This is a genomic window from Ensifer sp. 1H6 (assembly GCF_001976035.1).
Lineage (GTDB): Bacteria > Pseudomonadota > Alphaproteobacteria > Rhizobiales > Rhizobiaceae > Ensifer > Ensifer canadensis.
Genome location: NZ_MOAI01000008.1, coordinates 117,243 through 130,647 on the forward strand (window position 1 = coordinate 117,243; position 13,405 = coordinate 130,647).

General features: G+C 61.9%; 9 protein-coding genes and 3 pseudogenes. 8 read left to right on the forward strand and 4 right to left on the reverse strand.

Annotation, left to right across the window (positions count from 1 at the left end; all coding sequences use genetic code 11):
- Positions 1-65: 65 nt before the first annotated feature.
- Positions 66-961: pseudogene (locus BKP54_RS11930) on the forward strand (LysR family transcriptional regulator).
- A gap of 3 nt (positions 962-964) precedes the next feature.
- On the opposite strand, the pseudogene BKP54_RS11935 reads toward BKP54_RS11930, so the two are convergent.
- A pseudogene (locus BKP54_RS11935) lies at positions 965-2,238 on the reverse strand (DUF3422 family protein).
- 156 nt (positions 2,239-2,394) lie between these two features.
- Between BKP54_RS11935 and BKP54_RS11940 the strand changes: the two are divergent.
- From BKP54_RS11940 to BKP54_RS11965, 6 genes and pseudogenes are all read left to right on the forward strand, one after another.
- Positions 2,395-3,199, forward strand: a pseudogene (locus tag BKP54_RS11940) (FadR/GntR family transcriptional regulator).
- 205 nt (positions 3,200-3,404) lie between these two features.
- A complete protein-coding gene (locus BKP54_RS11945) occupies positions 3,405-3,911 on the forward strand; it encodes an NUDIX hydrolase (protein ID WP_025426038.1) in 507 nt (168 codons plus the stop codon).
- A 114-nt stretch (positions 3,912-4,025) separates the two neighbouring features.
- Positions 4,026-5,531, forward strand: coding sequence for an inorganic phosphate transporter (locus BKP54_RS11950; protein ID WP_025426037.1), 1,506 nt, complete (start codon positions 4,026-4,028; stop codon positions 5,529-5,531).
- 11 nt (positions 5,532-5,542) lie between these two features.
- Complete coding sequence (locus BKP54_RS11955; protein WP_025426036.1) at positions 5,543-6,280, forward strand: 16S rRNA (uracil(1498)-N(3))-methyltransferase; 738 nt, start codon at positions 5,543-5,545, stop codon at positions 6,278-6,280.
- A 144-nt stretch (positions 6,281-6,424) separates the two neighbouring features.
- Entirely contained in the window at positions 6,425-7,798 is a 1,374-nt protein-coding gene (locus BKP54_RS11960; protein WP_025426035.1) for a glutamate--cysteine ligase, read from the forward strand.
- Positions 7,799-8,098: 300 nt separating this feature from the next.
- The gene (locus BKP54_RS11965; RefSeq protein ID WP_057211571.1) at positions 8,099-8,926 is read left to right on the forward strand and encodes a DUF937 domain-containing protein; all 828 of its coding nucleotides are present in this window, start codon (positions 8,099-8,101) and stop codon (positions 8,924-8,926) included.
- A 353-nt stretch (positions 8,927-9,279) separates the two neighbouring features.
- Here the strand turns inward: BKP54_RS11965 and BKP54_RS11970 are convergent, their stop codons facing one another.
- Positions 9,280-9,570 carry a DUF1127 domain-containing protein gene (locus BKP54_RS11970; RefSeq protein ID WP_057211569.1) on the reverse strand — a complete coding sequence of 97 codons (291 nt, stop codon included), beginning with the start codon at positions 9,568-9,570 and terminating at the stop codon, positions 9,280-9,282.
- A gap of 208 nt (positions 9,571-9,778) precedes the next feature.
- On the opposite strand from BKP54_RS11970, the gene BKP54_RS11975 reads away from it, so the two are divergent.
- The gene (locus BKP54_RS11975; protein WP_025426032.1) at positions 9,779-10,729 is read left to right on the forward strand and encodes a LysR substrate-binding domain-containing protein; all 951 of its coding nucleotides are present in this window, start codon (positions 9,779-9,781) and stop codon (positions 10,727-10,729) included.
- 263 nt (positions 10,730-10,992) lie between these two features.
- Here BKP54_RS11975 and BKP54_RS11980 read toward each other — a convergent pair whose 3' ends face one another.
- Together BKP54_RS11980 and adhP are read right to left on the reverse strand one after the other, a co-directional pair.
- A complete protein-coding gene (locus BKP54_RS11980; protein ID WP_025426031.1) occupies positions 10,993-11,868 on the reverse strand; it encodes a dienelactone hydrolase family protein in 876 nt (291 codons plus the stop codon).
- A gap of 242 nt (positions 11,869-12,110) precedes the next feature.
- Positions 12,111-13,139, reverse strand: a complete 1,029-nt coding sequence (adhP, locus tag BKP54_RS11985; protein ID WP_025426030.1) for an alcohol dehydrogenase AdhP — start codon at positions 13,137-13,139, stop codon at positions 12,111-12,113.
- Between the last annotated feature and the right edge of the window lie 266 nt (positions 13,140-13,405).

Here is a 13,405-nt window from a genome sequence, read left to right on the forward strand (position 1 = left end):
CACTAGGATAGCCCCCTCGCAAATGCTATCGAGCTTTTCCATTTCGGAAACAATGGCAACGATTGATGACGAATTTAGGCGATCTTGAGATTTTTGCACGCGTCGTTTCCTCCGGCAGTATGTCGGCAGCAGGGCGGGCGCTGGATTTTCCCCCGCGGTCATCTCCAAACGGATCAAGCGGCTGGAAGACCGGCTGGGCACGCGCCTGTTGCAGCGCACCACCCGGCAGATCTCGCTAACCGAGGCGGGCCAGGGCTTCTACGACCGCGTGCTCGGCATCCTCACGGGCATCGAAGAGGCGGAAGCCTATGCCTCAGGACGCTCGTCGCAGGCGCAGGGCGTGCTTCGCATTTCGGCGCCGACCTCCTTTGGCCGCATGCATATCGCGCCGCATCTGACCGGCTTCATGAAGGACCATCTGGATCTCAAGCTGCACATCGTGCTCACCGACGACTTTACCGATATCGTCGCCGAGGGCTTCGACATGGCCGTGCGCATCGGTGAGCTGACCGATTCGAGCCTGGTAGCGCGCAAGCTCGCGCCGGTCCGCAGGCTGCTCTGCGCCTCGCCGGACTACATTGCCAGCAACGGCGCCCCGAACGAGATTGGCGACCTCGCCCGGCATTTCTGCCTGCCCGCCCACAACAACGACAACTGGAAGCTCGAAGGGCCGGAGGGATCGCTCGTCTGGCACCCCGAAGGGCCGCTGGTGACCAATTCCTCTGAAATCGTCCGGGCGGCGGTGATCGCCGGCGCCGGCATCGCGCTCCGCTCCACCTGGGATATCGGCCCGGAGCTGCGCAGCGGCCAGCTGGTGCAGGTGCTGCCGCAATGGGAGGGCTCGAAGAACCTGACGCTATCGGCCGTCTACCCGAGCCGCCAGTTCCTGCCGGCCAAGGTGCGCCTGTTCATCGATTATCTCGCCGGCCTCTACGGGCCTGTCCCCTATTGGGAACGATAGGCGCTATTTGTGCTCGCCGTCGCCGTGATGGTGGCGGATGCGGCGAACGATGAGCCAGACGCCGGCGACCGCGAAGGGCACGGCAAGTCCGGTCAACAGACCGGGATCGATCGGCAGCTCATGGCTGACCGCCTTGGCGAGATAGCCGAACAGACCGACGACGTAATAGGAGATCGCGGCAACCGACAGACCCTCGACAGTCTGCTGCAGCCGCAGCTGCAACTTCGCGCGCCGATCCATCGAGTTCAAAAGGGCGCTGTTCTGCCGCTCCAGTTCGACATCGACCCAACTGCGCAGGAGCGCGGTGGCGCGGGCGAGCTTGCGCGACAGGTTCGCCTGCCGCTCCTCCACCGACTGGCAGGTGCGCATTGCCGGCGCCAGCCGACGCTCGAGAAAGGTGCCGATCGTCTCGTAGCCGGGGACCGCCGTCTCGGCCAGGGTGCGGATGCGCTCCTGGACGATGCCGTAATAGGCGCGGCTGGCGCCGAAGCGATAGAGGCTGAGTGCAGCACCCGCCTCCAGATCGGCCGCAAGCCGGGTGATCTCCGCCAGCATGTCGTCCGCCTCTTCGCGGACGTTCTCCTTCATGCGCTGAGTGATCGCCGTCAGGCCGTCTTCGGTGCGGCGGATCTCCGGCGACAGTGATTGCGCCAACGGCAGGCCGACCATCGCCAGCGTCCGATAGGTTTCGATATCGAGCAGACGCTGGATCAACGCGCCGGTGCCGGCCTCGGTCATGCCGCGGTCGATCACCAGGATCTGCGTCAGACCGTCACCGTTCTGGCGAAAGTCAGTGACGAGGATCGCCTGGCCGTTCTTCGTCTCGCTGTAACAGAGGCTGGTCGGGTCGAAAGCCTTGATCGCCTCGCGGGTCTCCGGTGAGTCCGCGCGGATCTCGAGGCGGATGCCCGAAATGAGCGAGCCGGGCGGCGAAAAGCCGTCGCCGAATGGGTGGATCGCCACCTCGCCACCGAAATGCTCCGGCGCCGGCCGTCCCAAAAATAGGTCGAAAATTCCGTATGCCGTTCCCAGCGCAGCGTGCCCTGCCCCCAGGCCATGGCATGATGGTTGGCATCGCGTCCAGGCGGCGCAATGCCACGCGAACGCGACAATTCCGACAGAACGGCGTGGTCGACGATCGAGCCGCCCTCGGTCATGAAGGCGAGCTGAAAGATCACGCGCGGCGTCGCCACCAGGGCGTAAGGCCGCGAATGGACCTCGCCCAGCGCCTGCGCTCGCATCGGCGCGACCGGAAATGCAAAACTTCCCTTTGCCATGAAGCGCTTTATCCCCCTCACGCGTTCATCATGACTCTCTTATCAACCGAATGAGCAAAAGCAAAAGGACGCATTGCCGCAGTTTGACTTTTGTCAGGGCGGCCAAAGTGGACAAGGAAATTGACCAGTTGGCTGCCGATGCCTAGATTGCGGCGCATGGGAGACCCAAGCGTGACCGAAGACCAGATCGACCTCTATGCCCGCATCAGCCACAGCCGCACGGCGGACGAGGTTGTCAAACAGATCGAGCTTCTCATCCTCGAAGGCATCCTGCGCGACGGCGACAGGCTGCCGGGCGAACGGGAACTGTCGAAGCGTTTCGACGTGTCGCGGCCGATCCTGCGCGAAGCGTTGAAGGAACTGGAGGCGCGCGGCCTCGTCGAGAGCCGCCACGGCGGCGGTACCTTCGTTGCCGATGTCGTCGGCGAAGTCTTCTCCAAGCCGCTGATCGAGCTGATCGGCCGCCACCACAAGGCGACGCAGGATTATCTCGAATATCGCCGCGAACTCGAAGGCTTGACCGCGGAACTGGCGGCAACGCGCGCAACGGATTTCGACCGCGATATCCTCACGCGCATTATCGAGCGAATGCGAACCGCCCACCGCAGTGGTGACTTCAACGACGAACTAGCCTCCGACGTCGAGTTGCATCAGGCGATCGGCGAAAGCGCCCACAACATCATCCTCATGCACACGCTGCGCGCCTGTTACCGGCTGCTGACGCAGGGGATCTTTTTTTCACCGCAATTCGGTCTTCGACGCGCCAGGGGCGCGTGACCGGCTGCTCGCGCAACACGAGGCAATCTACGACGCGATCATGGCCGGAGACCCGAAAGCGGCCAAGGCCGCTGCCCAAAGCCATATCGATTTTGTTGCCGCCTCCACCCGCGAGGCCGAGCGCACCGGCGAGTGGGCGCGCATCGCGCGGCTGCGCCTCCAGCAGCGCGATCAGGCGAGCTGAAGCCGGGACCAACGCCCGGTTGCCGCCCCGCTGGCAAAACAGGCGCGAAAGCACCATATTCTGTCGCATCGGGACCACAGTTTGCAGCGAAGCTGACCGCATATCCGGCAGCCGACACGGTGCGACGTTTACACGCAACGCGACGCTGGCATACTGGCTGGAACGTCCAACGAACACTGATTCGCTAAGAGGAGAGCAAACGACCTTGAACTTCCTGAACCGGCTCGCATCCGATGTGCAGCTGATGCTGCGTCGACCGGCGCGCATGCAATATGCAGCGCTCTGTTTCCGTGTTCGCAAGAAGTCCAAGGCGCTCGAGATTCTGCTGATCACCAGCCGTGATACCGGCCGCTGGGTCATTCCCAAGGGATGGCCTATGCAAGGCAAGCGTGCCCACGAGGTGGCCGAGCGCGAGGCCTATGAAGAGGCAGGCGTCAAGGGCCGAGTGCAGAAGGCCCCGGCCGGCTTCTATCTCTACAAGAAGCGCATGGATCACGGCCTGAAGATCTCGGTCAAGGTCCAGGTGCATGCCCTCGAGGTAGACGATCTCTGCAAGCACTTCCCCGAGGAAGGTGTGCGCAAGCTGGAATGGGTCAGCTGCGAGGAGGCAGCCAGCCGTGTCGCAGAGCCGACACTGAAGGAGCTTATCCTCGCCTTCGGCCGCCGCGTGGCGGCACCGCCCTCGCCGGTCCCCAAGGCCGTCACCGGCTAGCCACCGCGGGCGATATCTTCGGCCATCTTTTGCACAGCTTTGCAGACATCATCAATTCCGCTTGAAAGCATTTCGCGGTGGCAGTAGTGGCCATGGTGAAAAGGGAGACCGCCATTGCCAAAGTCGCGCACGCGCCTTGAAAAGCAGACGCTCGACAAGGATCTGGACAAGTTCAGCCTTGCCGAGGAGGCATCGCAGCAGGTGATGCGTGGTCTGGCAGCCCCGGGCCTCGCTCTCCTGTTCCTGCTGCTCAGCATGGCATTTGCCGCAAGCTTCGTGACGAACTCGGCGACCGCGCCGATCATCATCGCCGCAGCCGCGATCGCCGGCTACATGGCGATGAACATCGGCGCCAACGACGTCACCAACAACGTCGGCGCGGCCGTTGGCGCCAAGGCGATGTCGATGGTAACGGCGCTGACAATCGCCGCCGTCTTCGAAATCGCTGGCGCGATGCTCGCCGGCCGTCAGGTGACACTGACGGTCGAGGCGGGCATCATTTACGGAGAAGACATTCTCGGGGCCCAGACGATCGTCTGGGTGATGATGGCGGCGCTCGCCTCGTCGGCCGTCTGGATCAATATCGCCACCTATTCCGGCGCGCCGGTTTCAACGACCCATTCGATCATTGGCGGCATCGTCGGAGCGGGCATTGCGGCTGCAGGCGTCTCCAGCGTGCAATGGTGGGAACTTGCCGGCATCACCGCCAGTTGGTCGATTTCACCTGTTCTCGGCGGCGTCATCGCCGCTGCCTTCCTTGCGCTTCTCAAGGAATTCATCATCTACCGCGAGGACAAGATCGCATCGGCCAGGCGCTGGATGCCCGTGCTTCTCGGGGTGACGGCAGGTTGTTTTACCGCCTATCTCGCGGTGATCGCCCTGGTGCAGGTTGCCTCGATCTCGCTGGTGACGGGCCTCGGCCTCGGCCTGATCGTCGGCATCGTCGTCTATTTCCTGAGCAAACCGTGGATTCGCCGTCAGTCGGAGGGTCTCGACAACCGCAATCAGTCGCTACGCAAGCTGTTTCGTGCGCCGCTGATCCTGGCGGCTGCGCTGCTTTCCTTCGCACACGGCGCCAATGACGTTTCCAACGCCATCGGTCCGCTGTCGGCGATCGTGTCCGCGCTCGACGGTGTCATCACCACGGAGAGATCGCCAACACCGCTTTGGGAACTTGCGATCGGCGCCATCGGCATATCGCTCGGCCTGCTGCTCTATGGCCCACGGCTGATCCGCGTCGTCGGCCAGGAAATCACCCGCCTCAATCCGATGCGCGCCTTCTGCGTTGCGCTGGCAACCGCGGTAACCGTGCTGCTCGCCTCCGCCCTCGGCCTGCCGATCAGCTCGACCCACACGGCGGTCGGCGCCGTCTTCGGCGTCGGCTTCTTCCGCGAATGGTATACTCGGCACTCGCAGCGTCGCCTGGAATATGTGCGCCAGAAGACCGGGCAGGCAGACTTCATGGGATCGACCGAGACCAACTTTGCCGAGGTCCGCCGCCGCCGACTGGTGCGCCGCTCGCATTTTCTGACGATCGTTGCCGCCTGGGTCATCACCGTTCCGGCCTCGGCCCTGCTTTCGGCCGTCGTCTACTTCATCCTTTCCAGCCTGTTCATCTAGAGGTAATCGACATGCGCGCCAATTTTCGCATGCAGCGACTGTTCGTGGAACATGCACTCCATGCCGGTGCAACCCAGGAGACGACCAAGGAACAGTTCAACTATTTGATCAACGTGCTCCGCTACGAGGAAGGCGGGTCCGTCCTCGTGTTCAACGGCCGCGACGGCGAATGGCGAGCCGAGCTTTCGCTCCCGACCAAGAAGCGCCTGATCCTGACTGCCGTCGAGCAGACACGTCCGCAGCCGGCACCTTGCGATCTCGTCTATCTCTTTGCACCGCTAAAGGTCGGCCGCCTCGACTACCTCGTGCAGAAGGCCGTCGAGATGGGCGCCGGGGTGCTCCAGCCGGTGATGACGCAACATGTTCAGGGCAAGATCGGCAACCTCGACCGGGTGCGCGCCAATGTCGTCGAGGCCGCGGAACAATGTGGCGTGCTCGGCATACCCAGTGTCGAAGAGCCCCGCCGGCTTGAGGACCTGCTGCAAAGTTGGCCCGCGGATCGGCGCATCATCTTCTGCGACGAAGGCAGCAACAGCCAGAATCCGCTACCGATCCTGAACGGCATTAAGGAAAAGAAGCTGGCACTGCTGATCGGGCCCGAAGGCGGTTTTTCCGACAGCGAGCGAAGCCTGCTGCGCAGCCTCGATTTCGTCACCGCCATTCCTCTTGGCCCCCGCATTCTCAGGGCCGATACCGCAGCGGTTGCGGCCATGGCGGTCATACAGGCAACGGTCGGTGATTGGCACTAACCGGTCGTTCGCACGCAAGCGCGGCGCATACTTTTTTTGAACAGATCTTGAAAGAAATTGACTTGCACCGCACCTGAATACGGTTCAAGCAGCCCCATCCACTTCCGCTGACCGGCGGAACCGCTCAAGCAAAAGAAGACGCTCATGGCCCGAGATACCACCGACCAGACGCCGGTAACCTCTGTCGCTGACCTGACCGCTTATCTGGCGGAGGGCTCGAAACCGGAGGAGCGGTTCCGGATCGGAACGGAGCACGAAAAGTTTGCCTTCTTTAAGGCGGACAACAGCCCCGTGCCCTATTACGGCGACGCCAGCATCCAGGCGCTGCTCAACGGTATGGCTGCAAAGAGCGGCTGGGATCCGATCGTTGACGAGGGCAATATCATCGGTCTTGCCGAGCATTCCGGCAACGGGGCGATCTCGCTGGAGCCGGGCGGTCAGTTCGAGCTCTCCGGTGCGCCACTCGAAAACCTCCACCAGACTTGCAAGGAATCGAACCAGCACCTCGCCGTCCTGCGCGAAGTGGCCGAGCCACTCGGCATTCGCTTCCTCGGCATCGGTGGCAGCCCGAAATGGACGTTTGACGAAACGCCGCGCATGCCGAAATCGCGCTATGGCATCATGAGCCGCTACATGCCCAAGGTCGGCACCAAGGGTCTCGACATGATGTATCGCACCTGCACGATCCAAGTGAACCTCGACTTCTCCTCGGAAGAGGACATGCGCCGCAAGATGCAGGTGTCCTTGAAGCTGCAGCCGCTGGCGACCGCTCTGTTTGCAAGCTCCCCCTTCACCGATGGCAAGCCGAACGGGCTCCTGTCCTGGCGCGGCGATATCTGGCGCGACACAGACAACCAGCGCTCCGGCCTTCTGCCTTCCGCTTTCAAGCCGGACTTCGGCTTTGCGGACTATGTCGAATGGGCGCTCGACGTGCCTATGTATTTTGTCGTTCGCGACGACCACTATCACGACTGTACCCATGTCACCTTCCGTCAGTTCATGGGCGGAGCGCTCAAGGGCGAGATCGCCGACTGGCAGCCGAACATGGGCGACTGGACCAATCATCTCTCGACCCTCTTCCCCGACGTGCGCCTCAAGCGCTTCCTGGAGATGCGGGGCGCCGACGGCGGCCCCTGGCGTCGGATCTGCGCTCTGCCTGCCTTCTGGGTCGGCCTGCTTTACGACGGCGAGGCGCTCTCTGCCGCCGAAGCACTCACGCGCGACTGGACCTTCGAGGAGGTCGGCTCACTGCGTGACACAGTGCCCGCCCAGGCGCTCAACACAAAATTCCGCGCCGGCAGCCTCTACGACATCGCCCGCGAAGTCGTTTCGATCTCGCGCGGCGGCCTGAAGCGACGCAACCGGCTGAACGGCGACGGCATCGACGAAAGCCAGTTCCTCGCACCGCTCGACGAAGTGCTTGCCAAGAAGGCAACGCTCGCCGAGGATCTGCTGTCGCTCTACAACGGCCGCTGGAATGGCTCCGTCGATCCGGTCTTTGCCGAGTACCAGTACTGAGCCGGTAAGCCTGCCATTACAGCGCCGCGCGTCAGGCATGACGCGCCCAAGGACGCTGTAACCGCTTAAACTTGCTGCATAATTTCGTCCTTAAATCGAGCCGGATTTAAGGAATTATGCAGTAAAAAGCGGTTTCCAGCCTCCAATTTCCCGGTATAGTGCAACGATATGCGTCGCTTGCAGCGCCGCGCATCAGACATGACGCGCAAAGGACGCTGCCACGCTTTACACTTGCTGCATCATTTTCCCCTTAAATCGTTCCGATCTAAGGAATCAGGCAGCAGCCGAAGGGAACCGGGGATGGCACCGCTTTTTGACATGTTCACGCAGGCGCAGAACGGACAGGCCACGGAGCTGATGGCTCGACAATTCGGGCTTGCGCAGGAGCAGATGGCGAAAGCTACCGCAGCGCTGCTCCCGGCCTTTTCCGCCGCCTTCAAGCGCAACACCACAAACCCCTACGATTTCGGCGCGCTGCTGACGGCGATGTCCAGCGGCAGCTATGCCAAATACTTCGAGGACGTGAGCCAGGCATTCACGCCGCAAGGCATGGCCGACGGCAACGGCATCCTCGGCCAGCTCTTCGGCTCCAAGGAAATGTCGCGCGCGATCGCGGCCCAGGCAGCCCAGGTCACCGGCATCAGCCAGGAGATCTACAAGCAGATGCTGCCGGCCATGGCCGATACGTTGATGGGCGGGCTGTTCAAGCAGGCGACGGGCCAGTTTGCAGGCGCGAACGTCGCCTTTGCCAACAATCCGATGGCAACGATGATGCAGCAGTGGATGCAGGCGGCCGGCCTTGCCAGGAAGCCGGAGCCGCAGGCCAACCCCTTCGACAATCCGTTTACGCAGGCGATGCAGGACTTCTTCGGTGCCGGCAAGAAAGAAGAGAAGGCCAAGGCGCCCGACCTCTTCGCCGATAATCCCTTCATGAAGGCGTTCCAGGACATGATGCAGACCGGCGCCGGCACGACAGCCAAGCCGGCTGCTGACAATCCTGCCGTCGCCCAGTTTTCGCAGATGATGAACAGCATGTTCGACAGCGGGCTGGAAATGCAGAAGGAATATCAGAAGAACATCGAGGCGCTGTTCGACAGCTACAAGACCGGCACCGGCGACAAGGCCTGAGCTGGATTAGAGCATTTCCAGAAAAAGTGCGAAGTGGTTTTCCGCCTGGAAATGCGTAAAAACAAAGAGATAGAGCGTTTCTGCGACTCCGTCTAAACCGGAAACGCTCGACGACGCTACCCTCACCAATCCGGCACCTGCTGGAAAAGAAAAAGGCCCGGTACATGTCTTGGTTCATGTACCGGGCCAAGCGGCAGGGTCTATTGGCTCTACCCTGCGGGGAACGTTTGGGCGCGCGATAGAGGCAGCAGCACCGAAACTTCGAAATTCGTAGCATGACCCGCGTTGGCGGCAGCTTGCGCGGATCATGCTCGACTGGCGCATCTCAAGCGGCGGGATGCGCCATAGGGAAATCAATCGTGACGGATCCCCTTGTAGAAGAGGCTCACGCGGTTTCGCGACGCACGCGTCAGATAGCTGGCGGGATTGTCGAAGAAGGGCGAGGTGATCGCCTCGTGCACATCTTCGCGCCGTAGCCCCATATCGAGCAGTTGGCGGTCATCCAGCTCATTCAGACGCGCAATCTGGCATCGGCTTCGAAACAGGCGCCATGCAGCCGTCATCACGCCGATAACGCCAGCGGCGCGGGAGGCATAGGCCTGCTTTCCGGCAACGAGGTCGAGGACGTGGTCGGTCGTGCGCATGACGGTACTCCTTTTTTCAGGCACGAAGGGACCCGTCCCCTGCGCGAGGTCAAACGCAGGGGTGGGCCAGGGAAGTTGGGATTAGCCGGCACCTGTGCCGGCCGGGATCAATGAAATTTGCCCCTGATAGATCGCAAATCCTTATTGATCAGTCCAACGAATGTTTTTAATGATATTCATCAAACAATCTTATGGGTGTATCACGGCCATGTCCGCACCGCTTGACATTGATCAGCTGCAAACCTTTGTCGCGATCGCCGACACGGGCAGCTTCACCAAGGCCGCCGACCGGGTTTTCAAGACACAGTCGGCCGTATCCATGCAGATGCGGCGCCTGGAAGAGCGCATCGGCAAGCCGTTGTTCATGAAGGACGGGCGCGGCAACCGCCTGACCGTCGAGGGTGACCGGCTGCTCAACTTCGCCCGCCGGATGATCCGTCTCAACAACGAGGCGATGGCCTCCTTCGACGACAATCGCCTCGAGGGCACGCTGCGCATCGGCACGCCTGATGACTATGCCGACCGCTACATGCCGGAGATCATCGTGCGGTTTGCCAAGACGCATCCGAACGTCGAGCTCTACATCATCTGCGAACCTTCGGTGGATCTTGCGGAGAAGATGGCCAAGGGCGATCTCGACATCGCACTGGTTACGCACAATCCACGTGCCCGAGCCTCGGACGTGGTGCGCACAGAGCCGCTCTGTTGGGTAAGTTCGATCAACCATCCGCTGCCGGAAAATGCGCCAATCCCGCTTGCGGTCGGCCGACGCGACTGCCAGTGGCGGCAGGCGGCCTGCGCCGCGCTCGATGCGACCGGCAAGGAATACCAGATCCTGTTTACCAGTTGGTCCTCGACCGTGGTCGCGGCCGCCGTGCTTGCCGGCATGGCGGTTTCGGTCCTGCCGGAATCGGCGCTGCGTCCGGGCATGAAGGTGCTGACGCTTGCGGACGGCTTCCCGGCGCTGGCTCCAGTGCAGATCGGCATCATGAAGCGGCCGGGTCTGTCGCCATCGCTATCGAATGCGATCACCAACCACATCACCGCCTGCCTGGACAACATCACGCCGATCACCGTCAACGACGACATCGACGGCGATATCAAGGGTTTTCCGCGCTATCCGCGGCTGCGGCAAAGCCACATGCTGCCGGGCTGGTAAGCATTTTTCGACACTTAGCAAAAAGGCCGCGCTTCCCGTGGGAGGCGCGGCCTTTTTTATGCGAAACGAGACGGGAGGGAAGAGGCGGACCCAGTGCCCGCCTCTTCTCCCCGCTTACAAGGTAGCGCTGCTGATCGCGCCGCCTTCATAGGCGTGAGCGGCTAGATCATTTCACTGTTTCATCGAAACAGTGAAATGATCTAACTCGTTGAAATAACGCAATTCCGGACGGGAAACCGTTTCACACTCTTCCTGGAATTGCTCTAGCCGAGCTTCGCCTTCAGAAATTCGACAGTGCGGCTCCAGGCAAGATCGGCTGCGGCCTTGTCGTAGCGGGCGGCCGACGTGTCGTTGTTGAAGGCGTGGTTGACGCCGTCATAGACATAGATCGTCGCGTCCTTGCCATTGTCGGTCAGCGCCTTGCGATAGGCTTCGATACCCGCATTAATGCGTTCGTCGAGGCCGGCATAATGCAGCAACAGCGCCGCCTTGATCTTCGGCACGTTCTCGGCCTTGGGCTGCGCGCCATAATAGGCGACACCCGCCTTGAGATCGGGCGCATTGACCGCAAGCCGATTGACCAGTCCACCGCCCCAGCAAAAGCCGATGGCGCCGACCTTGCCGGTCGACTGCGCGTGCTCTTCGAGGAATGCGACGGTTGCCACAGCATCCGCATTGGTTTCGGCGGCATCGAGCGCGCCGATCATCTCGCGTGCCTTGTCCTCATCCGCCGGCGTGCCGCCCGATGGCGACAGAAAATCCGGGGCGAGCGCGATGAAGCCCTCGAGCGCCATGCGGCGGGCGACATCGCGAATATGTGGATTGAGCCCGCGGTTCTCGTGGATGACGATGACGGCCGGCAGCTTTCCGGTCATGTTTGCCGGGCGGACCAGATAGCCCTTCATGTCGCCGTCGGCGCCGGGATAGGAAATGTCCTCGCCGATGATGCGATTGTCGGTATCTGCGATCATTTCGGCCTTGGCGCTGCTAGCAGCAAGCAAGGGGGCAATTGATGCTGCGGCCGCGGCAGAGCCGGCAAGCGCGGTCAGCGTTTCCATGAAACGGCGGCGATCAAGACTGAGATGGGTGTACTCGTCGTAAGCGTCGATCATTGCCTGCGTGATGACGGGTTTGTTCATGACGGCCTCCTTCGGTTTCTTCTCCTCAACAGCGCCGCGCGTTAGATATGGTGCGCCAAGGGCGCTGTAAGGCTTTAAACTCGCTGCATGATTTCTCCCACAAATCGGTTCCGATTTAAGGAATTATGCAGTGGCGGCAGCGCGAAAGATTACCGCCCGCGACAGAATAGGTCAGCGGGCGGCATCGAACATACAAACTTGCGTTACCGCTTGGCGGAAAGGCACACTTCGCAGCAGGCGGATCAGCCGGCGAGATCAAGCACAATGCGGCCATCGATCTTGCCCTCTTCCATGCGCTGGAAGATGGCGTTGATGTTCTCGATCTTGTCCCAGGTGAAGTGGGAGGCGACCTTGCCCTCGCCCGCAAACTCCAGTGACTCCTCGAGGTCCTGGCGGGTGCCGACGATAGAGCCGCGGATGGTGATGCGCTTCAGGACCGTATCGAAGATCGGCACGCACATCTGGCCAGGCGGCAGACCGACCAACGCCATCGTTCCCTTGGAGCGCAGCATGTTGAAGGCCTGCTCCATCGCCTTGGGTGCCACGGCCGTCACCAGCGCGCCGTGCACGCCGCCGGTCGCCTTCTGCACCTGCTCGACCGCATCCTTGTCGCGCGCATCGACGACGAGATCGGCGCCCAGCTTTCCCGCCAGCGCCAGCTTGTCGGGGAAGATATCGACGGCTGCGACATGCATGCCCATGGCCTTGGCGTATTGAACCGCCATGTGACCGAGACCGCCGATGCCGGAGATCAGCGCCCATTCGCCGGGGCGCACTTCCGTTTCCTTGAGACCCTTGTAAACCGTGACGCCGGCGCAAAGGACGGGCGCCGCCGGGCCGAACTCGAGCTTATCAGGCAGCCGGCCGACAAAGTCCGGATCGGCCAGGCCATACTCCGCGAACGTGCCGTTGACCGAATAGCCGGTGTTCTGCTGGCTGCCGCAGAGCGTCTCCCATCCGGTCCGGCATGGCGTGCAACCACCGCAGGCGGTGTGCAGCCACGGCACGCCGACGCGGTCGCCTTCCTTCAGCCGCTTGACGCCGGAGCCGAGCTTGGCGACATAACCGACGCCCTCGTGGCCGGGGATGAATGGTGGATTGGGTTTTACCGGCCAGTCACCGTTCACCGCATGCAGGTCGGTATGGCAGACGCCGGTCGCCTGAAACTTGATCAGCACCTGGCCGGGACCGGGCACTGGTATCGGCATTTCCTCGATCACGAGCGGCTTGCGGAATTCGCGCACCACGGCGGCTTTCATCGTTGCGGTCATATCGATCTCCGATGCTGTCTTGTTCGACGTCGGCGCAAAGGCCTTTGCCGGGCACGCGAGGCGCCAGCGACAAAGCTACGCTAACGACAGCCAGACTATCCGCAAAGTCGTGACGGGTACTTGATACGCATCAAGGCGCGAAGTTCATGTCGGAAAGTGTCGCAGATTTGCGTCAGTCGTGCCGGAGCGGCACCCGACCCAAAGCGCCGCGCGTCTTACCAGACGCGCAGAGGTCGCTGTAGCGTTTTGAATTGCTGCCTGTTTTG